22 protein-coding genes are annotated in these 23,766 nt (G+C 60.4%); 10 read left to right on the top strand and 12 right to left on the bottom strand.

What is annotated here, in order from left to right; all coding sequences use genetic code 11:
- Positions 1 to 93: 93 nt before the first annotated feature.
- The 3 genes from ACM6IQ_RS14075 (at position 94) to xopAW (ending at position 2,684) form a co-directional block, all read left to right on the top strand.
- Positions 94 to 852, top strand: coding sequence for a response regulator (locus tag ACM6IQ_RS14075; protein ID WP_017340148.1), 759 nt, complete (start codon positions 94 to 96; stop codon positions 850 to 852).
- On the top strand, positions 852 to 1,901 hold the full coding sequence (locus tag ACM6IQ_RS14070; RefSeq protein WP_414879095.1) for a sensor histidine kinase: 1,050 nt from the start codon (positions 852 to 854) through the stop codon (positions 1,899 to 1,901). Before ACM6IQ_RS14075 ends, ACM6IQ_RS14070 begins: the two co-directional genes overlap by 1 nt.
- A gap of 138 nt (positions 1,902 to 2,039) precedes the next feature.
- The gene (xopAW, locus tag ACM6IQ_RS14065; protein WP_017340150.1) at positions 2,040 to 2,684 is read left to right on the top strand and encodes a XopAW family type III secretion system calcium-binding effector; all 645 of its coding nucleotides are present in this window, start codon (positions 2,040 to 2,042) and stop codon (positions 2,682 to 2,684) included.
- A 127-nt stretch (positions 2,685 to 2,811) separates the two neighbouring features.
- Here the strand turns inward: xopAW and ACM6IQ_RS14060 are convergent, their stop codons facing one another.
- The 5 genes from ACM6IQ_RS14060 to ACM6IQ_RS14040 form a co-directional block, all read right to left on the bottom strand.
- A complete protein-coding gene (locus tag ACM6IQ_RS14060; RefSeq protein WP_017340151.1) occupies positions 2,812 to 3,867 on the bottom strand; it encodes an AI-2E family transporter in 1,056 nt (351 codons plus the stop codon).
- Positions 3,868 to 3,936: 69 nt separating this feature from the next.
- The gene (locus tag ACM6IQ_RS14055; RefSeq protein WP_414879094.1) at positions 3,937 to 4,743 is read right to left on the bottom strand and encodes a DUF4892 domain-containing protein; all 807 of its coding nucleotides are present in this window, start codon (positions 4,741 to 4,743) and stop codon (positions 3,937 to 3,939) included.
- Between the two features lie 8 nt (positions 4,744 to 4,751).
- Positions 4,752 to 5,411, bottom strand: coding sequence for a glutathione S-transferase family protein (locus ACM6IQ_RS14050; RefSeq protein WP_414879093.1), 660 nt, complete (start codon positions 5,409 to 5,411; stop codon positions 4,752 to 4,754).
- A 50-nt stretch (positions 5,412 to 5,461) separates the two neighbouring features.
- A complete protein-coding gene (locus ACM6IQ_RS14045) occupies positions 5,462 to 6,316 on the bottom strand; it encodes an alpha/beta hydrolase (protein ID WP_414879092.1) in 855 nt (284 codons plus the stop codon).
- Positions 6,313 to 7,119 (bottom strand): alpha/beta fold hydrolase, encoded by an 807-nt coding sequence (locus ACM6IQ_RS14040; RefSeq protein WP_017340155.1) that lies wholly within the window; start codon positions 7,117 to 7,119, stop codon positions 6,313 to 6,315. Before ACM6IQ_RS14040 ends, ACM6IQ_RS14045 begins: the two co-directional genes overlap by 4 nt.
- Positions 7,120 to 7,323: 204 nt before the next feature.
- Here ACM6IQ_RS14040 and ACM6IQ_RS14035 point away from each other — a divergent pair, with 204 nt between their 5' ends.
- Positions 7,324 to 10,305 carry an RHS repeat-associated core domain-containing protein gene (locus ACM6IQ_RS14035; protein ID WP_414879091.1) on the top strand — a complete coding sequence of 994 codons (2,982 nt, stop codon included), beginning with the start codon at positions 7,324 to 7,326 and terminating at the stop codon, positions 10,303 to 10,305.
- 30 nt (positions 10,306 to 10,335) lie between these two features.
- On the opposite strand, the gene ACM6IQ_RS14030 is transcribed toward ACM6IQ_RS14035, so the two are convergent.
- From ACM6IQ_RS14030 to ACM6IQ_RS14010, 5 genes are all read right to left on the bottom strand, one after another.
- The gene (locus tag ACM6IQ_RS14030) at positions 10,336 to 10,779 is read right to left on the bottom strand and encodes a hotdog fold thioesterase (protein ID WP_017340157.1); all 444 of its coding nucleotides are present in this window, start codon (positions 10,777 to 10,779) and stop codon (positions 10,336 to 10,338) included.
- A gap of 32 nt (positions 10,780 to 10,811) precedes the next feature.
- On the bottom strand, positions 10,812 to 12,479 hold the full coding sequence (locus ACM6IQ_RS14025; RefSeq protein ID WP_017340158.1) for an AMP-binding protein: 1,668 nt from the start codon (positions 12,477 to 12,479) through the stop codon (positions 10,812 to 10,814).
- A 146-nt stretch (positions 12,480 to 12,625) separates the two neighbouring features.
- On the bottom strand, positions 12,626 to 13,078 hold the full coding sequence (gene sixA / locus ACM6IQ_RS14020) for a phosphohistidine phosphatase SixA (protein ID WP_017340159.1): 453 nt from the start codon (positions 13,076 to 13,078) through the stop codon (positions 12,626 to 12,628).
- Positions 13,075 to 13,422, bottom strand: coding sequence for a DUF4389 domain-containing protein (locus tag ACM6IQ_RS14015; protein ID WP_017340160.1), 348 nt, complete (start codon positions 13,420 to 13,422; stop codon positions 13,075 to 13,077). Before ACM6IQ_RS14015 ends, sixA begins: the two co-directional genes overlap by 4 nt.
- A gap of 20 nt (positions 13,423 to 13,442) precedes the next feature.
- Positions 13,443 to 14,468, bottom strand: coding sequence for an NAD(P)H-dependent glycerol-3-phosphate dehydrogenase (locus ACM6IQ_RS14010; RefSeq protein WP_414879090.1), 1,026 nt, complete (start codon positions 14,466 to 14,468; stop codon positions 13,443 to 13,445).
- A 197-nt stretch (positions 14,469 to 14,665) separates the two neighbouring features.
- Here ACM6IQ_RS14010 and ACM6IQ_RS14005 point away from each other — a divergent pair, with 197 nt between their 5' ends.
- The 6 genes from ACM6IQ_RS14005 (at position 14,666) to ACM6IQ_RS13980 (ending at position 22,204) form a co-directional block, all read left to right on the top strand.
- Positions 14,666 to 16,789: a TonB-dependent receptor plug domain-containing protein gene (locus tag ACM6IQ_RS14005; protein WP_414879089.1), complete on the top strand. Its 2,124-nt coding sequence runs from the start codon at positions 14,666 to 14,668 to the stop codon at positions 16,787 to 16,789.
- A complete protein-coding gene (locus ACM6IQ_RS14000; protein WP_414879088.1) occupies positions 16,790 to 17,722 on the top strand; it encodes an ABC transporter substrate-binding protein in 933 nt (310 codons plus the stop codon).
- Positions 17,719 to 19,620, top strand: a complete 1,902-nt coding sequence (locus ACM6IQ_RS13995) for an ATP-binding protein (RefSeq protein WP_414879087.1) — start codon at positions 17,719 to 17,721, stop codon at positions 19,618 to 19,620. Before ACM6IQ_RS14000 ends, ACM6IQ_RS13995 begins: the two co-directional genes overlap by 4 nt.
- Positions 19,621 to 19,867: 247 nt before the next feature.
- Entirely contained in the window at positions 19,868 to 20,383 is a 516-nt protein-coding gene (fabA, locus tag ACM6IQ_RS13990) for a 3-hydroxyacyl-[acyl-carrier-protein] dehydratase FabA (RefSeq protein ID WP_003179264.1), read from the top strand.
- An 11-nt stretch (positions 20,384 to 20,394) separates the two neighbouring features.
- A complete protein-coding gene (gene fabB, locus ACM6IQ_RS13985) occupies positions 20,395 to 21,615 on the top strand; it encodes a beta-ketoacyl-ACP synthase I (RefSeq protein WP_017340165.1) in 1,221 nt (406 codons plus the stop codon).
- A 400-nt stretch (positions 21,616 to 22,015) separates the two neighbouring features.
- The gene (locus tag ACM6IQ_RS13980) at positions 22,016 to 22,204 is read left to right on the top strand and encodes a hypothetical protein (protein WP_017340166.1); all 189 of its coding nucleotides are present in this window, start codon (positions 22,016 to 22,018) and stop codon (positions 22,202 to 22,204) included.
- Between the two features lie 70 nt (positions 22,205 to 22,274).
- Here the strand turns inward: ACM6IQ_RS13980 and ACM6IQ_RS13975 are convergent, their stop codons facing one another.
- Together ACM6IQ_RS13975 and mazG are read right to left on the bottom strand one after the other, a co-directional pair.
- Complete coding sequence (locus ACM6IQ_RS13975; protein WP_017340167.1) at positions 22,275 to 22,817, bottom strand: DUF2058 domain-containing protein; 543 nt, start codon at positions 22,815 to 22,817, stop codon at positions 22,275 to 22,277.
- Positions 22,818 to 22,845: 28 nt separating this feature from the next.
- Complete coding sequence (gene mazG / locus ACM6IQ_RS13970; protein ID WP_414879098.1) at positions 22,846 to 23,679, bottom strand: nucleoside triphosphate pyrophosphohydrolase; 834 nt, start codon at positions 23,677 to 23,679, stop codon at positions 22,846 to 22,848.
- Positions 23,680 to 23,766 lie beyond the last annotated feature (87 nt).

Below are 23,766 nucleotides of genomic sequence, written 5' to 3'. Positions count from 1 at the left end.
ACTTCCCGCCTCAGGGCCGGACGCCTATGCTGAAGCCACAACCTCGCAGCCTATCTTTGTGGTTGGCAGCCTACCTGGCAGATGAACGCACGCATGCACAGCACCCAAGCCCCCTTGAACGACGATCAAAAAGCGCCCGGCGACGACAAGCGCTGGAGCATTCGCGCGCTGATCGTCGACGATGACGTCCCGATCCGCGAACTGATGATCGACTACCTGGCCCGGTTCAACATCCACGCCAGCGGCGTCACCGATGGCGCCGCCATGCGTCTGGCGCTGCAAGCCGAGCATTTCGACGTGGTGGTGCTTGACCTGATGCTGCCCGGTGAAGACGGTCTGTCACTGTGCCGCTGGCTGCGCGCCGAATCGGACATCCCGATCCTGATGCTCACCGCACGCTGCGAACCCACCGACCGGATCATCGGCCTGGAACTCGGCGCCGACGACTACATGGCCAAGCCGTTCGAACCCCGAGAACTGGTCGCGCGGATTCAGACCATTCTGCGGCGAGTGCGCGACGACCGCACCGAACAGCGTGCGAATGTTCGCTTCGACAACTGGCGCCTGAACAGCGTCCTGCGCCAGTTGATCGCGGCGGATGGCCTGGTGGTTCCGCTGTCCAACGCCGAATTCCGCTTGCTGTGGGTGTTCATCGAACGGCCGCGCCGGGTGCTCAGTCGCGAACAGTTGCTGGATGCAGCGCGTGGTCGCTCGATCGAAGCCTTTGATCGCAGCATCGACCTGCTGGTCTCGCGTCTGCGCCAGAAACTCGGGGACGACCCGAAAGCCCCGCAGTTGATCAAGACCGTTCGCGGTGAGGGTTACCTGTTCGACGCCCGAGACATCGGCTGATGCGTGCGCGCTTCGATACGCTGTTCGGCCGCCTGTTTGGCGTGCTGCTGGTGGCGATTATCCTGGCGCATCTGCTCGCGTTTGCCTGGTTTCATCATTACGGCCCACCTCCGCCGCCGCCACCGCCGGAGTTCTCCCAAGGTCTTGACGGACAACGCCCGCCGATGGACCCGCGGTTCGACAAGCGACCACCGCGGCCCTGGTTCGGCGGGCCGCTGGTGCCACTTACATTCCAGCTGATTTCGCTGATCATAGCGGCCTGGTACGGCGCAAAACTGCTGAGTCGGCCGATCCAGCGCCTGAGCGACGCCGCCGAGCGCCTGAGCGAAAACCTCGACAGCCCACCGCTGGACGAGTCCGGCCCACGGGAAGCCCGGCAGGCGGCCTACACCTTCAACCTGATGCAAAAACGCATCATCGAACAGATGCAGCAGCGTTCGCGGATGCTCGGCGCGGTCTCCCATGACCTGCGCACGCCGCTGTCCCGGCTCAAGCTGCGGCTGGAACAGATCGACGACAACAAACTGCAAGGTCAGATGCGCCAGGATCTGGACGACATGATCAGCATGCTCGACGCCACCCTCACCTACCTGCACGAACAGCGCACCAGCGAGGCCCCGCAATGGATGGACGTGCAGGCGCTGGTCGAATCCCTGAGCGAAAATGCCCAGGACCAGGGTTCTGATGTCCAGGCCAACGGCCACTGCGCACCGTTGCAGGTCCAGCCGATGGCCCTGCGCTCGTGCATCAACAACTTGCTGGACAACGCCCTGCGTTATGCCGGGCAGGCGCAGATCGCGCTTGAAGACCATCGCGAACACCTGGTGATTCGGGTGATCGACCATGGACCGGGGATCGCCGCGGATAAACGCGAAGCCGTGTTTGAACCTTTCTTTCGCCTCGAAGGTTCGCGTAATCGCAACTCCGGTGGTGTCGGGCTGGGGATGACCATTGCGCGCGAGGCGGCTGAACGGCTGGGTGGGCAATTGACGCTGGAAGAAACCCGAGGTGGCGGTTTGACCGCGATTATCCGTCTGCCTCGCACCTGAGCCAGACACAGGGTCTGTGTCTGGCCGCAGACCTGTGTGTAGCACTCGGTACAAACTCCACATACCCACGACAACTTGCTCCTTGAGGCTGCATAAGCCGGTGCACCCGCCGGCTTTCCATTCCAGGGAGTGAGCCCAATGATCGGTAGCGTCAGCAACTACACGAGCTATAACAGCACCGCCAGCACCACCACCAGCAGCGCCCGCAGCCAGCAATTCCAGAAAGAACTGCTCGCCAAACTCGACACCAACAGCGATGGCTCGGTGGATCAGGACGAGCTCAAAAGCGCCCTGTCGGAGAAGTCCGATGACGGTTTGCTGGTCAGCCTGAGTAAAAACTTCGCCGACCTGGACAGTGACGACAGCGGTAGCCTGAGCAACGAAGAAATAGCCGCGATGGCGCCTCCTCCGCCACCGCCGCGTGATCAGGCACCGGCCACCGAACTGGCCGATGCGCTGGTCAGTGCTCTGGACGCCGATGGCGACGGCGCCATCAGCGGTGACGAACTGAGCAGCGCGTTGCAGGCCAGCGACAGCACCTCATCGACAAGCACCGACACCAGTGCTGCGTTGTTCAAGGTCTTGGATAGCGACAGCAGTGGCGGCGTCAGCAGCGACGAATTGAACGCTGCCTTGCAGGCCGGTCGCGAGAAAAATGGCGACAGCTCCACCGATCAGGCGAACGTGACGGAAGCGCTGAACAAAATGATCGCCAACCTGAGCAAGCAGTACTCGCTCGACAAGGTGGCGACGGTGGGCAAGTACCTGAACGTGGCGACTTAAAGTCAAAAGCTTCACGGGCCCGCTCCCTCAGATTTCGTAGTGCTCACAGATGATGTGTTCACCTCGATCCTTGCGGAAGCGGGCTTGCCCGCGAAGGGGCCATTCGCCTCGACTCAAGGCTTAAGGCTTAAGGACGGCGATCTTCCACCCGCGCCTGACTCTTGCTCCAGTCGGTCAACAGGCTATACGCCACGGCCAACAACGTCGGCCCGATAAACAGGCCGATGAAGCCAAAAGCGATCAACCCGCCAAACACCCCCAACAGCACGATCACCAACGGCAAATTCCCGCCGCGACTGATCAGGTAAGGCTTGAGCACATTGTCGACCCCGCTGATGATGAAGGTGCCCCAGATCCCGAGGAATACTGCCATCCCGTACTCGCCCTTCCAGGCCAGCCAGGCGGTCGCCGGTATCCACACCAACGGCGGCCCCATGGGAATCAGGCTGAGCATGAAGGTGACAATGCCAAGCACCAGCGCGCCAGGCACTCCGGCAATCAGGAAGCCGATCAACGCCAGCACCGCCTGGGCAGCCGCCGTCCCGATCACACCATTCACCACCCGCTGCACCGTACCCGCCACCAATTCGATGTAGTAACCGGCGCGATCCCCGATCAACCGCTGCAGCAGGCTGTGGACAAACGCCGCCAGTCGCGGCCCGTCCCGGTAGAAAAAGAACACGAACACAATGCTCAGCGTCAGCTCGAGAATGCCGCCGCCAATCTGTGCACTGCGCGCCAGCAGCCAGTTACCGACCTGCCCCAGATAAGGTTTGAGCGCCACCATCATTGCCGCGCCTTGCTGATCGATGCTGTTCCAGATCGCCACCAGCCGTTCGCCTACAAGAGGAATACTGCCCAGCCAGGTCGGAGCCTCGGGCAAGCCATCCATTTGCACATCCTTGATGAACGCCGTGGCGTCTCGCACATGGTCTGCCAGGTTGAAACCCAGCCACACCAGCGGCAACGCCACCACCAACATCCAGCCCAGGGTCAGCAATGCCGCCGCCAGGGATTCGCGACCTTTGAGCCAATGGGTCAGCAAACGCATCAGCGGCCAACTGGCGAACGCCAGCACCGCGCCCCAGAACATGGCCGACCAGAACGGGGCCATCACCCAGAGGCTCGCGCCAAACAGCACCAGGAGCAGGATCTGCACCAACAGCCGATCGTTATTGATCATCCGAATCTCGAAAAATGTCAGTTCGCAAAAGAATAGGCGAACGCGGCCAGCGCGTTCGCCTGATACAACTTATCGCAACAGCTCGATGTGCAAGCCAGAGCCTTCGACGCTGCCCGTCTCCATCCGCGCCGACCGTACGCCCTGGCTCATCAATGCCTGACGCCAGGCTTCGGCATTGGGTCCGGAAACGCTGACCCGCAGGGTCGTGTCCAGGTTCAGGCCGCGCGAGAGCAAGCGCAGCCAGGTCTCGTCAGGCGCATCGGTCAATTTCGGAAAGTCGAGTTCACCAGTGCTTTTGAGCTCTCGCAACAACGTTGCGGAGGTTGGCAGCAGATCGCCCAGCGGTGCAGCCGCGTCGAACTGTTCGACGTGCAGATAGGCTTTGCGATTGCCGCGAGTGATGCTGTACAGCGCCACGAGGGTGTTGTCCTTTGGCGCGGCCAACCGCAACAGCAGATAGGCCTGCTGATCATCAGCGCCATAGAGCTTGGCATTGCCGAAGACTTCATTGGCCCACAGGCTGCTTTCACCGCAATCACGGGCCTGGCACCAGAACAGCAACTGCGCGTCCTGCTTCTGCAAGGCTTCGCGAGCGACGGTAAACGCTTCGATTGACGAATGCTCCGGTGGCAACTCGTAGGTCACCGAAGTGGTTTGCCCACGGGCGCTGACCTGGCCGTCGAAACGCAGCTGGCCGCTGATCTTGCGGATTGAACCCAGAGGATAGATCCGCTCGAGTTCGACCGCCGGGCGATAGTCGACGATCTGCGAATCGGTCACCCGCGGCACGATCGGCAGGTCCTGACTGCCCGGCACATCGGCGGCAAACACCAGAGGACTGAAACAACACAGCGCCAGCAGACTGATTGAACGCATGGATAAACTCATCGGATCAGCATGGCCTGGGCACCCTTGATGACGCTGGCATCGTCGATGCGTTCGGGAACGAGCAAACCTCGCTGCACCGCCGGACGCGCTTCCATAGTCGCCATCCAGCCCTGCAGGGCCGTCAAGCCGTCCACGGCGACACCTGACCACTCGTGGCCGCGCACCCATGGATAAGTGGCGATGTCGGCAATGCTGTAATCACCAGCCAGAAATTCCGAGTCTTGCAGGCGCGTGTCGAGCACTTCATACAGGCGACGGGTTTCATGCTGATAGCGGTCGATGGCGCCCTGGAGTTTCTCCGGAAAGTAACGGAAAAACACGTTGGCCTGACCCTGCATCGGGCCGATCCCCCCCATCTGGAACATCAGCCACTGCAGCACCACCGAACGCCCCTTGGGGTCCAGAGGCAGCAGTTTGCCGGTCATTTCAGCGAGGTAGATCAGGATCGCGCCGGATTCGAACACGGCAAAATCGCCGTTGGCGCGGTCGACAATCGCCGGGATGCGCCCATTGGGGTTGATTTTGAGGAAGTCCGCGGACTTCTGTTCCTTCTTGTCGAAACTCAAGGCGTGCACCGTGTAGGGCAGGCCGAGTTCCTCGAGCACGATAGAGACCTTGTGGCCATTCGGGGTCGCAGCGGTGTAGAGATCTATCATGGTTGTCTCCCATTTCAACCCGCCCAGCCTCGACAGTTGCCCGGCGCAAGTCAAGGAACGGCGAAGAACCGATTGAAACAGTCTGCGACAAGGTCGGCACCGGATTCGTCATTCAGGTGCAAATGATGACCGCCAGGCAGCTGTTCATGGCTAAAGGGTAGACGCTCCAGCAGCTCGGGATGTTTGGCGAGCATGCCGTCACCCGCGACGACCAGCAGCGCAGGACAGCTGACCCGCTGGACGAAGGCCATGGCCTGTTCAGTGGTCAGACGCAGCGGCGACGGCAGCGTCAGACGGTTGTCGGTCCGCCAGGTGTAGCCGCCCGGCACTGGCATCAAGCCACGCTGGGCCAGCAGTTCGGCGGCTTCGCGGCTGACGGCGACCAGCCCTTTCATGCGCGCTTCGATGGCGCGGTCGAGGGTGTCGTAGACCGGTTTGCGTTTTTCCCGCAGATCCAGTTGCGCTTGCAGGGCCATGCCCATGCGCTCGGCTGCATTTTCGCCTTTGTCTGTAGGAGGAATGATGCCGTCTATCAAGGCCAGATGGGTGACACGTTCCGGTAGCGAACCGGCGATGATCAACGAAGCGATCGCGCCCATGGAGTGCCCCATCAGCGCAAAACGCTTCAAGCCAAGCTGTTCGGCGACTTGCAGCACGTCGTGGGCGTAGTCCCACATTGCATAACCGGCGCCGGGCGGCCGATGCCCGGAATGACCGTGACCGGCCATATCCAGCGCAATGATGCGCAGCCCTTTGAGCTTCGGCGCCAACCGGGCAAAGCTGTTGGCGTTGTCCAGCCAGCCGTGCAAGGCAATCACCGGCAAGCCGTCTTCGGGGCCAAACAGGTGCGCTGCCAGCTCGATGTGCGGCAGGCTCAGGCGGACTTCTTCAACGACATGACTCATGCGTGATCCTGCTGCCGGCGACCTTCCCAGCGGCTGAACAGGTTTTTCAGCAGCGTGGCGGTGTCCTGTGGGCGTTCGAGGGGAAACATGTGCCCGCCGGGCATGGTCAGGGATTCGCCCAACGGCATGCGCCCGACGGAACTGGCGTGATGGCGCATCACAACCCGACTCTTGTGGCCACGCACCACCGCCAGTGGCACTTTCAGCTGCCGTGCCCGGCCGGGGCTGGTGTGGGGCACGCCACGGTAGATGCTGATTTCCGTGGCAGGGTCGAAACGCAGGCGCAGTTTGTCGCCAACCTTGTGCAGACCGTGTTGCAGGTAAGCGTCGAAACATTCCGGGTCGAAGCTGCGAAACAGGGTTTTTCCAGCGAAATACAATCGGGCAGCTTCCAGATCGGTGAACTCTTCCCGCCGCCCCAACGTCCGACCGGCCGGGGTCAGGCGGTCGATAAAACCGAAGCGCTTGGCGGCACGGATGACCCATTGATCGGCACGGGTCAGCACCGGCGAATCGAGCATCACCACGCCACGATACAGTTCGGGGCAACGCAACGCCGCGTGCAGGTGCAGCACGCCACCAAAGGAATGGCCCACCCCCCACACCGGTTCCGGCTGCTGCTCCAGGTGATGAATCAGCTCGTCCACCAGGTTGCTCCAGTTGTCGTCCGCCGGGAAACGCGGGTCGTGGGCGTGCTGCTGCAAGTGCGCGACCTGATACTCAGGCGCCAACGCCGTGAACAACTTGCCGTAGGTTCCCGAGGGAAAGCCATTGGCGTGGGCGAAAAATATCTGCTGCGACATACCGGCCGATCCATCAACGAAAACAGAGTCGATTGTCCGCAAGCCCGCCGGGATCCGCAATGACTGTAACTGCCAGGAATGATGACAGTCGCGCCATGCCTATAACCCCTGTTCTTGACCTGTACCTGTTATTTCTGACAGTTGACTATCGGGCCCCATGACGAGGATAAAAACGGAATCGCCAAACCTCAGACAACGCCCGCCATGACTCATGCAAACACACCCGCCATCGAAGTGATCGACGCTCGGAGACTGGGCGTGCGCGAAGTGGCGTATCACCGGCGCGACGGTGCGCAAGCGCCGGAAAGCTGCATCACCCAGCAGATCCACAGCGTTGCCGGGCGTGCAGTACTAAGCCGCGATCCACGGCTGTTTCTCTTGCACCTGGAAGGCCGGTCGGCAGCCAATCAACTCAATGTGGTCAGTTTGTCGGGGGCCGTGCTGCTGTCCGAAAACGGTGATGCTGGATGGCGTCTGGGATTGCTCGGCGAAGATGGGCAAGGCGTTGAGGGTTGGGATCAGAAGCTCAGTCAAAGCCAGGTGCGTTACGACGGGCAACGTCGGCCAATCGCCGCATTTGAAAGCGCCCACGGTGGACCACAACGTTGCATCGCGAGGTATGCCTATGCCGACAACAGCGCCGATGAATCACATAACCGGCGCGGTCAGTTGATTCGACAGGACGACACCGCAGGTACTTTGCACTTCATTGAATTCGGCCTCGCCGGCACGCCGCTGGTACACAGCCGTACGTTTGTCGACGATCCGCTATGGTCCGTGGACTGGCCCGAAACCGAGGACGAGTGCGATGCTTTTCTTGAGGATGAATCCGCTGTCACCCGCATTCACTGCAATGCGGCAGGCGAGCCGGTCAGGCAGACCGATGCGAAAGGCAATGTTCAGGCATCCAGTCAGAACTGCGCCGGCGAGCTGAAGGAAATCCGCCTCACGCTGACCGGGCAGACCAAAGAAAATACGCTGGTCAGTGACATCCAGTACAACGCCTTCGGCATGGTCGAACACCAACGCGCAGGAAACGGTGTCATTTCGTGCGCGACGTTTCGGCACGAAGATGGCCGACTTGACCGGCTGAAAGCATACGTGGAGGGCCAGTCAGCCCTGCAACAGGTGACCTACGAGTATGACGCGGTGGGCAATATTGTTTGTCTGACGGATGCTGCCAATCTGATTCACTATCACCGCAACCAGCGAATCGAACCCACTGATCGCTACCGCTACGACAGTCTCTATCGACTGATAGAAGCCAGCGGCCGGCAGCTTCGCAACGCCCCGGGCGGGCCGCAATTACCGGCCTTCCAGCCCGTTCCGGATCCGGGGCAACTGGAAAACTACACACGCCTCTACTCCTACGACAAGGCCGGCAACCTGGAGGTCATGCAGCATCAGGCGGACAGTGGAAACCGTACCGAACGCACGGCCATCGCCCGTTCCAATAATCGCAATCTGCCGCAAAAAGCCAATGGCGAGCTGCCCGACGAGAACGAGATTGCCGCCGGTTATGACGTCAACGGCAACCGCACCAGTCTTCAACCGGGACAAGGTCTGCGTTGGGATCTGGGCAATCGGTTGCGCCAGGTAGACCAAGTGGTGCGTGAGGATGAGCCAGACGACATCGAGTTTTACCTCTACGACGGCAGCGGCCAACGCCTGCGCAAAATCCGCCAGGCCTACACCGGCACATTGACCCGTACGCACGAAACCCGCTACCTGCCGGGTCTGGAAATTCGTACGTCCCCTGACGAAATTCTCCACGTCATCACGGTCAAGGCCGGGCGCGGCACGGTGCAGGTGCTTCATTGGGAGAAACGACCAGCATCAGATATTCCCCAGCATCAGCATCGCTACAATTTCACCGATCATTTGAACTCCAGCACCGTCGAGGTGGATGGAGCCGCCAGACTGATTGCATGGGAAAGCTACTATCCCTTCGGCGGAACCTGCTGGTGGGCCGGGAGGAACAAGCTGGAAGCCAGTTATAAAACGATTCGTTATTCGGGGCAGCAACGGGATGCCACAGGGCTGTATTACTACGGGTATCGTTATTACGTGCCGTGGTGCCAGCGGTGGCTGAATGCGGATCCGAGTGGTGTCGTCGATGGGTTGAACCTGTTCGCCATGGTCCATGGCAATCCGGTGGGGCACGTCGATCTTCAAGGATTGATCACGTCAAATCAGGTGACTGGCGCAGCAGCGGCATCGTTCGGACGAGATTTTTCAGCCTCTCTTGTTGGCGGTTTTGTTCGATGGGGAACGGCAATGGGAATTGCTGAATTGGCGAGCAGTGAAACGGAGGGCTCGGATGGCCGAAGTGTCGATCCTGGTGTCAACCTCGCCATGACGGTGCTGGGCACCGGTGTAGGAGCGATGGCTTGGGGATCCATGGGGATGGGGGCAGGAAGCCAAATGGCGTCTCGTTACACAAACAATCGAACCACTCAACGGGTGGCAGCAGGCCTGGGAGGGTTGGTGGGAGCAGTGTTTGGAGGCGCTATCCCTCTTTATGCATATTGGAGTGATCCGGGCGAATTGAACACGACCGCAATCGCTTTCATTACTTCTGCATCGGGGAACCTCACGAGAGAGGCTGCCCAGAGAACGAACGCGGAACTGGGCCCGAGAGTGACGTTGCCACCCTCCGCACTTAGCGCGTTTTTCCGTGCATTGGTTTATGGATCCGCACTGTTCGGCACAGGAGCAGCTCGAGCCGAAACGTCGGCCGTGGTAGGACTGTTCATCAGTGCTACCGTCGAAGGTATCGACGCAGCTTCCACCATCACAATCAATGCGTTTTTGGGCGGAACCTATACCCGGGGAACAAATCGACTGCAAGTGCCAAGGCTTTGGGAGTTGATGTACGGACTCTTTACCCGTACAGCCGCAACGAGTGTTACAGCTTCGCTGACGTACTTATCATCACCGCTGACTGATTCTATAACGAACCCCAACCTCACTATGGGGTTGCAGAGCACCTTGAGCGCGTATACCACCGTTCGAACATTGCTAGGTCAGCATGTGCAGCGCGGCACCGCTGAACTGTTCCAAATTGGTGACGGTGACTTCACTCTGGACAACTTCACCCCGGCGATCGGTGAGAGCTACCATCCCGATCTGCCCAACGGCCATGACATTCCCATGACGATCAGACACAGAGGCTCGTCGAGTTAATGACCAGCCCATCCCGTGTGGATCCGCAGGTTATTTTCCTGGCGGCGTGTCCCCCAACGCCACCACCGCCATGGTCAACCGCGACACACAACTGGCCTTGCCCTCATCGCTGGTCAGCCGTATATCCCAGACATGCGTGGTGCGCCCGATGTGAATCGGCTTGGCCACCGCAGTCACCCGCCCGCTGCGCAGCCCACGCAAATGGTTGGCGTTGATTTCCAGGCCCACGCAGTAAAACTTGCTCGCGTCGATGCACAGATAGCTGGCCATGGAGCCGACGGTTTCAGCCAGCACCACCGAGGCCCCGCCGTGCAGCAGGCCGTAAGGCTGGTGGGTACGGTGGTCGATGACCATGCTCGCCGTCAGCGACTCTTCATCGAAGGCTTCGAAGCGGATATCCAGCACTTCGCCAATGGTGTTTTTCTGGATTGCGTTCAACTGCTCGATGTTGGGAGTGGTACGCCACAAACTCATTGCTGACATCCTTTGTTGGTTTTATTGGTGGTTCAATCCTGCCACAGCACCGCTTCGCTGCGCTCGCTCCATTCTTCGAACCGGGTACCGTAAGCCGCTTCGATCACGTTGCGTTTGATCTTCAGGGTTGGCGTCAGGAAGCCGTTTTCCACGCCCCAGCTGTCTTTGACGATCACAAGACGGTGCAGGCGCTCATGCTTGTCGAGCGCGTGGTTGACCTCCTCCAGCAGTTTTTCCAGGCTTGAATGCAGACCGGCGCGCGCGCTTCCGTCCGCGTCCTGCTGCCCCATCGCCGAGAGCACGCACAGTCCCAGCGGCGCACTCAAACCGTCGCCGACCACGCACACCTGTTCGATCCGAGAATGGACTGCCAGGCGGTTTTCAATCGGTGCCGGGGCCACGTATTTGCCTTTGCTGGTCTTGAAAATCTCCTTCAGCCGTCCAGTCAGGCGCAGGTTGCCTTCGGCGTCTTGCTCGCCCTTGTCACCGGTCCGCAGGAAGCCGTCCGCCGTAATCGTGTCGGCGGTTTTTTCCGGTTCCTTGAAATACCCGAGCATGGTCGCGCCGCTGCGCACCATGACCTCGCCCGATTCGGCGATCCGCACTTCAACCTCCGGGCAAGGCTTGCCAATCCAGCCAGGCTTGTTTTCGCCGGGCCGGCCGATGTGGGAATAACCGCAGCTTTCGGTCATGCCGTACACCTCCAGAACGTCCAGCCCGAGCTTTCGATACCACAGCAACAAGGTCTGCGGCACCGGTGCCGCGCCGGACAGCGCGACGCGCAAGGCGTCCAGCCCAAGCCCCACGAGCACTTTGTGCCCTACCCGCTTGCCGATGAGGGGTAGTCCGAGCAGGAACTCGAGGCGTTTCGCCGGGATCTTGCTGTACACGCCCATCTGGAACTTGGTCCAGATGCGTGGCACACCGAACAACGCGGTGGGCCGCGCGCGCCGCAAATCGGTCAGAAACGTATCGAGGCTCTCGGCGAAGAACACGGTTTGCCCGGTATAGATCGAGGCCAGTTCAACGAACATTCGCTCGGCCACATGGCACAGCGGCAGGTACGACAGCAGCCGGTCCGACTCATTGAGGCCGAACAACTGCGTGCCGCGGGTGGTGGCGAAGCCCAGATTGCCAAAGCTGTGCATCACGCCTTTGGGCATGCCGGTGGTGCCGGAGGTGTAAATGATGGTCGCCAACTGGTCGGCGGCAGGTGTCGGGTTGTCCTGGATCGGTGAACAGGCTTGCAGGTCGGCCCAGCTGAAATCGAAGCTGCCCGGCGGATGCAGTGGCAGGCTGATGGTCGGCAGGTCGGGGCTGACGCCGCGGGACATGCCGGGCCAGTCATCGAGTTTGCCGATAAACGCCAGCGCCGCTTCGGAGTGTTCGAGGACTTGCGCGACGGATTCGGCGGTGAGGTTCGGGTACAACGGCACCGAGACGTGCCCGGCCATCCAGATCGCCAGGTCGGCGATGATCCAGTGCGCACAGTTTTTCGAGATCAGGGCGATGTGGCTGCCTTGCGGCAATTCCCGCGCGCGCAGCCAGTGCGCGGCGCAACGGGCCTGGTGACCGACGTCTTCCCAGGTCAGGGTTTCGACCTGGCCTCCACCCACCGGTTGAACCAGAAAGCGCTGACGGGGATGACGGGCCTCACGTTCGTAAAAAACGTCCAGCGGCAAACGAAAAGCAGCAGACATGCGACTCGCTCCTGTGTTTTTTGTTCTGGAGCAAGCGTAGTCAACCAAGCGGTTGCTTGGTTGACTATTTCACACAAAGAAACAAACAAACGGCGCGCCCCCGAGGGAGCTTGCTCCCTCGCCGCAGAAACCTCTTCTGCCTGCCCCTACGGGTGCTTGATGCTGTTGAGCTTCATCGCCCCGGCCTGTGGCGAATCCCCTTCCAGTTCGGCGAGACCGGCGGTGGCAACCCTTTCCGGATCCTGCACATGACCGTGTTGCAGATAGCCCAGCAAATTCCCTACCAGCGGGTTGTGACTGACCAGCAGCGCGTGATCTACAGACACCAACTGTTCAGCCACTGCTTGCGGGCGGCTATCGGGAGTCAGCCAATCGACGGTGCGAATCTCCGGCGCGAAATTCAACGCTGTACGCACGATTTCTGCAGTCTCCTGCGCTCGCAGGTATGGACTGGCATAGATCGCGGTCAGCGGCTTGCCGGCCAACTCGGCGGCCGTGCGCAACACTTCTTTACGACCGTGGTCGGTCAATGCCCGCTCGGAATCAGGACCTTTGCCATGTGGCTCGGCCTCACCATGACGCAATACCCAGAGTTTCATAGCTTGGGTTCCTCATCTCGGGCCGGATGCGGCGCAGGTGCCACGACGTGTGGCGCTTCACCCTCCGGCGTACGCGGCGTCGGCCAGTCGGCGAACGGCCAGGGTTTCTGGTCGCTGTGGAACGTGCCGAAACGACCGATCTGCGCCAGGAACTGGCTCAGGCTGTCGCCGAAATTCATCAGGCTGGCGCTCGGGGCGCCATAAAACAAACGATAGACCAGTTGCACCAGCACCACGGCGCCGAGGATGAATTGCGCCACCTGCCAGACCAGCAGGAAGACAATCATCCACAACACCCGCAGCAGGATGGATTCGTATTGGGCTTCTGTTTTCGGCTCGTTCATGTCTCGCTCTCCCTGATGAATCAGTTGAAACCACTGGTGGAAATAAAGTCGACGTCGGTTTTCGGTTCGCCGCGCATCAACAATTCAATCACCTGATTCAGCGTGCGCCCTTCGAACAGAATCGCGTGCAGCCCGGCGACCAGCGGCATGTAAACGCCCACTTCCTGGGCCTTGGCCTTGAGCACTTTCAAGGTATTCACGCCTTCCGCGACTTCGCCCAGGCGCGTTACCGCGTCTTCCAGACTCAAACCTTGACCAAGGGCGAATCCGACCTGGTAATTGCGGCTTTTCGGCGACGAACAGGTCACGATCAAATCGCCCACGCCCGCGAGCCCCAAGAACGTCATCGGGTTGGCACCCTGATTCACGGCAAAGCGGGTCATTTCCGCCAGCGCCCGGGTAATCAGCATGCTCTTGGTGTTTTCGCCCATGCCCAGCGCCACCGCCATGCCGGCGATGATCGCGTAGACGTTTTTCAGCGCCCCGCCCAACTCCACGCCGAAGCGATCGGCGCTGGCGTAAACGCGAAAGGTGCGGCCGTGCAGCGCTTCCTGAACCCGTTGGCAGAGTTCTTCGTCTTCGCTGGCGACCACAGTGGCGGTCAGTGCGTGCTCGGCGATTTCACGGGCCAGGTTCGGCCCGGACAGCACGCCGATGCGCGCTTGCGGGGCGATCTCTTCGAGGATCTCGCTCATCAGTTTAAACGTGTGGGCTTCGATGCCCTTGGTCAGGCTGACCAGCAGCTTGCCGCTCAAGCGTTCGGCGTGCGGGGCCAGTACCGAGCGCAGTGCGCTGGACGGCAGTGCAACGAAGCACAGGTCGCAAGCCTCCAGCGTGGCTTGCAGGTCAGTGACCGCTTCCACTCCGGGGAGAATCTTGATGCCTTTGAGGTAACGCGGGTTTTCGCGATTGACCCGAATGGCTTCTGCCTGTTCAGGGTCACGCATCCACTGCCGGACCTGATGCCCGTTCTCGGCCAGCAGGTTAGCCACGGCGGTACCAAAACTTCCGCCTCCCAGGACCGCAATCGGGCGCTGTTCAGTCATATGCAATCCGTTAATCCATACCAGTGGCGATGCCGGCATTATACGGAGCGGCCCAGTGGCGGCCAGCCCCCGCGTCAATTACCGGCACTTGTCTGAAGAAGACCAATAAATCCGAGGAAAATGCCGTCATCGTGACTGGAAAAGTCGACCGGCTCGGTTAACATGCGCGCCAGTGAAATCGCTATCAAGGATGTGTTGTGTCGTTTGGCTCTGCTTCACCCCACTCGCCGCTGCTTCTGGCGCTGATCGTCAGCCCGCCATTGTTGGCCGACGACCTGTTTCTCGACAGTGAGCCACTGCCGCAGGTACTGACGGCTACGCGCCTGAAACAGTCGCCAGCCGCGGTGCCGGGGAGCATGACGGTGATCGACAGCGAACTGATCAACGCCAGCGGCGCCCGGGACATCAGCGAGTTGCTGCGCCTGGTGCCAGGAATGATGGTCGGCAACATCACCGGCAATCAGGCTGCCGTGAATTACCACGGCACCAACGCCAGCGAAGCGCGGCGCATGCAGGTGCTGATCGATGGCCGCTCGGTGTATCGCGCCGGCCTGGCCACAGTGGACTGGAGTGACATTCCGGTGGCCATGGAAGACATCGAGCGCATCGAAGTCTTCCGCGGCCCGAATACCGTCAGCTATGGCGCCAATGCGCTGATGGCGGTGGTCAATATCATCACCCGCAATCCGACCGACAGCCACGGCACGCGGTTGAAAGTCACCCGCGGTCAGCGCGGTATCGACGATTTTTACGCCAGTCAGGGCGTGGGTTGGGACGGTGGCGACATGCGCCTTTCGCTGTCCGGCCAGCAGGACGATGGCTTCGACTCAGACCGCAAAGGCGCCGATTATCGCGATAGCCGTCGCCTGAACCGCTTCAACCTCGCCGTCAGCCAGACACTCAACGAACAGCAAAGCATCGACTGGCAGCTAAATGCCAAGGACGGGAGCAATCAGCGGCCTTATACCTACCGCCCGGTGTTCTCGGGGATTACTGCCGCCGGGAACAATTCCGACGTCGTTGCCAAAGACTACGCCGGCTCCTTGCGCTGGAACCTAGACCTCAATCCCGATCACAGTCTTTATATTCAAGGCTCGGCCCAGCACTGGGATCGTCAGCAAACCTGGCGCGCCTGCGACGCCGAAGTCTCGTTCAGCCCCGAACTGACCGAGCTCTGGCAGCTCAACCCGAATTACACCGAACGCCTTGCGCGCAACATCGAGCGCTACCTCGGCCCCGGCGCACCGACCGGCACGGCGGCGGAGCAAGCCCTGGCCAATCAAGTGCTGGACCAGTGGCGAAACGGCGCCCGGCGAACCCTGTGCGGCGACATTGACCAAAGCACCCGTGAATCACGCTACGACCTCGAGCTGCAAGACACCCTCAGCCTGTCCGACAGTCTGCGACTGGTCAGCGGCCTGAACTATCGTTACGACCGGGCCGATTCCGAGACCTATTTCAATGGCACGCTCGACGACACTACGTGGCGCGCATTCGGCCAACTCGAGTGGCGAGCGACCGAACACTGGTTGTTGCAGGGCGGTGCGATGTTCGAAGACACGCAATTGACCGGCAGTTCGCTGACCCCGCGGGTGGCGGTCAACTACCTGATCACTCCGCGCCACGGTTTGCGCGCGGTGTATTCGGAAGCCATTCGTTCACCGGACATGTTCGAGAACAACGTCAACTGGAGTTACCGGGTGACCAACCTGCAACCCGCCGCCTATGGCCAGAACAGCGCCCGTTACTTCGTCAGGACCCGCGGCCCCGGCAACCTTGAGCAGGAACACATGCGCTCCAGAGAACTGGGCTACAACGGCTTCTTCGCCGAGTGGGGACTGGCGGTGGACGTGAAGGTGTTCCACGACGAGATCACCGGCATGATCAGCGAGCCGTTGCGCAACAATCAGTACATCGCCAGCAACGCCAACAGCTCGCGCTTCACCGGGGCGGAAACCCAGCTCGACTGGCACCTCGGCAGTGCCGACCGACTGCGCCTGACCTACGCCTGCGTCGATGCCCAGGCGAGCAATCCGCTGGATGCGCAACAGACCGCGCGCAACAGTGGCTCCGCCGGCTGGCTGCGCAACTGGGGCCACGGCTGGAACAGCGCACTCTTCTATTATGGTGACGACGCGCTCAACGGCTATCGCTTCGAACGGGTCGACACACGCATCGCCAAACGCATCGGCCTGGGCAAGGCCAGCCTGGAACTGGCCGGTGTGCTCCAGCAACGTCTCGACAATCAACCCACCACGTTCGTCGATAACAACTACGACCAGCGACGGGTGATGTACTTCAGCGCGGAGCTGGTGTTCTAGATGCCGCAGTGTCCGTCGCGCAAGACGCCAATCCTTGGCCGCCTGTTGGCCGGGTTGTGCCTGGTGTTTGCCGGTGGGCTGGTGAGCCTGTCGGTCAGCGCCGAGGATATTCTGCTGACCGGTGCCGACGACAGCCCCGGCATGCAGGCGTTCGCGACGGTCCTCGGGGAATTGCGCCCTGGCGACACGGTGCGCTTCCAGCCATTGGCCGGTCTGCCGGCACCGAGCAAATTGCCGACCGGCATTCGTTTGATCCTGCTGGATCTGCCCAGCCTCGACTGGCGCCTGCAAGAGCCCCAGGGTCCGGCGACGCTGGTGCTGCGCATCAGTCGTCTGCAAGCCCGTCAACGCCTGGGCACTGCCCTGCCAGCCCGTTTAAGTCTGCTCTGGAGTGATCCGCCGCCTGATCGGCAACTGCGCCTGGCCCAAATCCTGCTGCCCCAGGCCAGACGAATCGGCGTGCTGTACGACAACCATAGCGAGTTTCTTCTGAATGAACTTCGCCAGGCGGCTCAACCGCTTGGCCTCGAAATTGTCACCGAACGCTGGGACAACACTAATGACAGCCGCCCCTTGCAAGCCTTGCTGAAAAACAGCGACGTGTTGCTGGGCCTCGATGATCCCGACCTGTATAACCCCAAAACCGCAAAAAACCTGCTGCTCAGCAGCTACGCACGGCAAACCGCGCTGATCGGCCCGAACGCCGGCTTCGTCAAGGCCGGAAGCCTGGCCAGCAGCTACAGCGACCAGAGTGACTGGCTGGCGATTCTCGACGAACTGCTCGACCAGCCACCGGCCACCTGGCCACGCACGCATTACGCCAATCGCTTCAAAGTCTTGAGTAACCCTCAAGTGGCTCGTTCATTAGGCATTGAACAGATCAATGAAGCGTTGGTCGCAACACAGTTGGCCGAAGGAGAAAGCCGCCCATGACTTTCCATCGTCGCTGGGACATCAATACCCGCACCCAGATCATCAGCCTCGGCCCTGCCCTGCTGCTGACCTTGCTGCTGATCAGCTTCTTCACCTTCGTGCGGATCCAGGACTTGCGTCAGGAGCTCAACCACACCGGTCAACTGATTGCCAACCAACTGGCGCCGGCCGCCGAATACGGGGTGATTTCGGGTAACAACGAGGTGCTCGAAAGTCTGCTCAAGGCCACCCTGGCCACGCCCAATGTGCGCTTTCTGGAAGTGCAGGACAGCGCCAACCGGATTCTGGTGTACGTCGAGCACCCGTCGGAAACCCACACCCGCTCGCAACAGGTCGAAGTGTTCCAGGCGCCGGTGCGCTTGCAACGGATCGCGCTGCACAATGACTTCTTCCAGGGCGCCAACGCCGCCAGCACGGCCCCCGCCGAGGATTATCTGGGGCGGGTGATCGTCGGTCTGTCGAATGACGCCTTCAACAAGCGCCAACAGGAAATCCTGTTCAAGGCCGGCGTCCTTGCGCTGTTCGCTCTGTTATTTACCTTCCTGATCGCCCGACGCCTGGCCGGCAGCCTGTCGCAGCCGATCCGCGATATCGGCAACGCGGTCAAGGCGATCCAGAGCGGTGACTACAAGACGCCGCTGCCGATTGTCGACGACACCGAGCTGGGCGCGCTTTCGCAGCACATCAACAACCTCGCCAGCGGTCTCGAACAGGCCAGTCGTGAACAGCATCAGGCCATGGCGCAGTTGATCCAGACCCGCGAAGAAGCGGAAAAGGCCAACAACGCCAAATCCGATTTCCTGGCGATGATGAGCCACGAACTGCGCACACCGATGAATGGCGTGCTCGGTATGCTGCAATTGCTGGAAACCACCGAGATGACCGAAGAGCAGGTCGAGTACGCGGCGCTGGCTTCGGAGTCCACCGAACACCTGCTCAAAGTCATCAACGACATTCTCGACTTCTCGCGCATCGAGCGTTCGGAACTGGAGCTGGAACACATTCCGTTCAATCTGGCGGACTTGATCAGCAGTTGCGCCCAGTCGTTCCAGCACAGCGCCTTGCAACGCGGGCTCGATCTGACGTTGCTGATCCCCGAAGACATGCGTGCGTTGCAGGTTCAGGGCGACCCGACGCGGATCCGGCAGATCCTGGTGAACCTGGTGGGCAATGCGCTGAAGTTCACCGAACAGGGCCGCGTCACCATCGAACCGCAATGGCAGTCGCTGGATCACGAATTGTTGTGGTTCACCTGCACTGTGCGCGACAGCGGAATTGGCATCCCGGCCGAAAGCCTGGAATTGATGTTCAATGCGTTTCAGCAAGCCGACAGTTCTATTTCAAGGCGTTACGGCGGCACCGGACTGGGACTGCCGATTGCCCGCACCCTGGCGGAACGCATGGGCGGCACCTTGCGCGCCCAGAGCGAGGAGGGTCGCGGCTCGGCGTTCACCCTGGAAATCCCGCTGGCGCTCTATAAACAGACGCTGCCGGTGCGCACGCCACGCGCGCAGACCGGCAGTGGCGATGGCGAAGGCCGCAATGTGCTGCTGGTCGAGGACAATCCGGTCAACCAGACCGTCGTCGAAGCCATGTTGCGCAGCCTGGGCTTTACTGTCAGCGTCGCCACCGACGGCGCTCAGGCGGTACGCAGCGCCGAAAGCCTGATCTTCGAAGCCATTCTCATGGATTGCCGACTGCCGATCATCGATGGCTACGAAGCCACCCGACAGATTCGCCAACTGCCCGGTTGCACCGACCTTCCGATCATTGCGCTGACCGCCAACGCCTTGCAGGGCGACCGTGAAGCCTGTCTATCAGCGGGAATGAACGATTACCTGGCCAAGCCGTTCAAACGCACGGATTTGCAGCAAATTCTGCAGCGATGGGTGCAGTAGTGCAGGCCTTTCGACCATCTGCGACTGGCGTGAAAGGCGAAAGTGCGGCAGTCTTAGGCACCCGAACAGGCCCGAAAAGGGGCTTGAATAAAAATTTCAGTGCACAAGTGTACATTCATGTCCTTGGTGCTGTGACTTTCACCACAACGCAATAGTCTATGAGTAGGCTGCTGACTCGAGGCATGAACGCTTCGATCGGCCGGGAAGATTTGCCCCACCTGCCGCATGGGACTATTGAGGAGCTCGCATGACCAAACAAAACGCCTTTACTCGGGAAGACCTGCTGCGCTGCAGTCGCGGTGAGCTGTTCGGCCCGGGTAACGCGCAACTGCCCGCCCCGAACATGCTGATGGTGGACCGCATCACCCTGATCAGCGAAGAAGGCGGCAAGTACGGCAAAGGTGAATTGGTCGCCGAGCTGGATATCACTCCGGATCTGTGGTTTTTCGCCTGTCACTTCGAAGGTGACCCGGTGATGCCAGGCTGCCTCGGCCTCGACGCCATGTGGCAACTGGTCGGCTTCTTCCTCGGCTGGCAAGGCCTGCCAGGCCGCGGCCGCGCCCTGGGTTCGGGCGAAGTGAAGTTCTTTGGCCAGGTTCTGCCGACCGCGAAGAAAGTGACCTATAACATTCATATCAAGCGCGTCCTCAAAGGCAAGCTGAACCTGGCCATCGCCGATGGTTCGGTGACTGTCGACGGTCGCGAGATCTACACCGCCGAAGGCCTTCGGGTCGGCGTTTTCACCTCCACTGACAACTTCTAAGGGTTATCCGCATGCGCCGCGTCGTTATCACTGGTCTGGGCATCGTTTCGTGCCTGGGCAATGACAAAGAGACCGTCTCCGCTAACCTGCGTGCAAGTCGCCCTGGCATCCGGTTCAACCCGGAATATGCCGAAATGGGTCTGCGTAGCCAGGTTTCCGGCTCCATTGACCTTCCCCTCGAGGAGCTGATCGATCGCAAGATCTATCGCTTCGTCGGCCATGCGGCGGCTTACGCCTACCTGGCCATGAAAGACGCCATCGCCGACTCCGGTCTGACCGATGAGCAAGTCTCCAACCCGCGTACCGGCCTGATCGCCGGTTCCGGTGGCGCCTCCACGCTGAACCAGATGGAAGCGCTGGACATCCTGCGCGAGAAAGGCGTGAAACGCGTTGGCCCATACCGTGTAACACGGACCATGAGCAGTACTGTTTCCGCGTGCCTGGCCACCCCGTTCAAGATCAAGGGCCTGAACTACTCCATCGCTTCTGCCTGCGCCACCAGTGCTCACTGCATCGGTACCGCCATGGAACAGATCCAGATGGGCAAGCAGGACATCGTGTTCGCCGGCGGCGGTGAAGAAGAGCATTGGAGCCAGTCGTTCCTGTTCGACGCCATGGGCGCACTGTCCAGCCAGTACAACGAAACCCCGGAAAAAGCTTCCCGTGCCTACGACGCCAAGCGTGACGGTTTTGTCATCGCCGGCGGCGGCGGCATGGTCGTGGTCGAAGAGCTGGAACACGCTCTGGCCCGCGGCGCGAAGATCTACGCGGAAATCGTTGGCTACGGCGCGACCTCCGACGGCTACGACATGGTCGCTCCAAGCGGCGAAGGCGCCATCCGCTGCATGCAGATGGCCATGTCCACCGTTGACGCACCGATCGACTACCTGAACACCCACGGCACTTCGACTCCGGTCGGCGACGTTGCGGAAATGAAAGGTGTGCGTGAAGTGTTTGGCGACAAGGCCCCGGCCATCAGCTCCACCAAGAGCCTGTCGGGTCACTCCCTGGGCGCCGCCGGCGTTCACGAAGCGATCTACTGCATGCTGATGATGGAAGGCAACTTCATGGCGGGTTCCGCCAACATCGACGAACTGGACCCGGAAGTGGCAGACATGCCGATCCTGACCAAGACTCGCGAAGACGTTGCCTTCAACACCGTGATGAGCAACAGCTTCGGTTTCGGTGGCACCAACGCGACCTTGGTACTGCAGCGCTGGCAGGGTAAATAACACCCCGCCTACGCCGCACATAAAAACGCCCCGACTGGTTCGGGGCGTTTTTTTTTGCTCAAAAATTGGCCAACACACAGAACCCTGTTGGAGCGAGCCTGCTCGCGATGACGGCATCACATTCGCCATTCCCGTATGAACAAGACCGCTATCGCGAGCAGGCTCGCTCCCACAGGTTTTGTGTGAAGCCAGGCATTTTCCTCAATGGAAACATGAAGCTTTTGTCATGAAACTCAGCGCCCTGCGACCGAATGCCGCGTATTACGCGGGCTGCAGGACTTTCTTCATTTTTGCAAAAAACCGTTACCAAAGTCTGTCGTTTACTTAGCAAGCTAACCAAACATATAACAGAGTCCTGCACACGCCTTGCTGCAGATATCACAGAGATTGGAGCTAGCAGATGACTGTAAAAGTAACTGAACGCGACGATTCACATAAGTCCCACGAAGGCGTAGCCGCCGGTATCCGGATCTGGGACGTGCACCAACAAGACTTGCTGGTGGGCATGTTCCACTCCGAAACCGATGCCCACAGCTACAAGGCCGAACTGGAAAAACTGGAGCAGCAACGAGCGCTCCGATCCGCATAAGCAATGACAGCATTGAAAACGACAAACCCCGCCATGAGCGGGGTTTGTCGTTGTGGCAGCCGTTAACTGCTTACCACATCAGATCATCAGGAATCTGATAGGCCGCATATGGATCGTCTTCAGCCGCCGCTTCTTCGGTTTGCACGTTCAGCTGCACGATGCGTTGCGGATCGCGCTCCTGGATCTTCAGGGCCGCCTCACGGGGGATTACTTCGTAACCGCCAGCATGGTGCACGATCGCCAGCGAGCCGTTGCTGAGCTTGTTGCGCATCAACGTGTTGACGCAAAGGCGCTTGACCTTCTTGTCGTCGACGAAGTTGTAGTAGTCCTCGGTGGTCAGCTTCGGCAGGCGCGAGACTTCGATCAATTGCTTGACCTGCGCGGCACGGGCCTTGGCCTCGGCCTTCTCCTGCTGCTGGCGGTTCAGCTCCTGGTCGCGCTTGACCTTTTCGGCCATGGCTTCCTGGGCCGCACGCTGCTGGGAATCATCGAGTTCGATCTGGCCTTTATGGGCCAGGCGCTGTTGTTTCTGCTTCTCTTTGCCGACCTGTTTGGCCTGCTTTTGGTTGACCAGCCCTGCCTTTAGCAACTGGTCGCGAAGGGAAATGCTCATGGTGCTTATTTCTCACTTAGGCCACTGCTCATCCGCAGCTGGGCAAATTCTTTTCCTGACGTTTGGCTTCGCCCCACAAGGCGTCCAACTCTTCAAGGGTGCAATCTTCTATGGGACGGTGGGTGTCGCGCAATGCCTGTTCGATAAAACGGAAGCGTCTTTCAAATTTGCTGTTGGCGCCGCGCAAGGCGGTTTCCGGATCGACTTTGAGATGACGCGCCAGATTGACCACGGAGAACAGCAAGTCGCCGACCTCATCGGCAATCGCTGCCGAGTCATTGTCGGCCATCGCTTCGAGCACTTCATCGAGCTCTTCGCGGACCTTGTCCAGCACCGGCAAGGCGTCCGGCCAGTCGAAACCGACCTGCCCTGCGCGCTTCTGCAACTTGGCGGATCGGGATAACGCCGGCAGCGCGGCGGGTACATCATCGAGCAAGGACAACTGTTCCGGCGCCGCGGACTTCTCGGCGCGCTCTTCGGCCTTGATCTCTTCCCAGCGCTGTTTGACCTGTTCCTCACTCAGTCGCGGAACGTCCAGCGGCGCGTACAGATCGCCTGTGGGGAACACGTGGGGATGACGACGGATCAGCTTGCGGGTGATGCTGTCGATGACACCGGCGAATTCGAAGCGCCCTTCTTCCCGGGCCAGTTGGCTGTAATAAACCACCTGGAACAGCAAATCGCCCAGCTCACCCTGCAGGTGATCGAAGTCGCCGCGCTCGATGGCGTCGGCGACTTCGTAGGCTTCCTCAAGGGTGTGCGGGACGATGGTCGCGTAGGTTTGCTTGATGTCCCACGGGCAGCCGAACTGCGGATCGCGCAGTCGGTTCATCAGGTGCAGCAAATCTTCAAGGCCGTACATCATTTATCTCTCACCACAAAACCTGTGGGAGCTGGCCTGCCAGCGATGGCATCACCTCGACTCTACTGAAAGACCGAGGTGCCTGCA

It is taken from the genome of Pseudomonas sp. IT-P100, assembly GCF_949767185.1.
Taxonomy (GTDB): Bacteria; Pseudomonadota; Gammaproteobacteria; order Pseudomonadales; family Pseudomonadaceae; genus Aquipseudomonas; species Aquipseudomonas fluorescens_B.
Note: the sequence above shows the minus strand (reverse complement) of the source record. Positions and strands in the feature narration are given on the sequence as shown.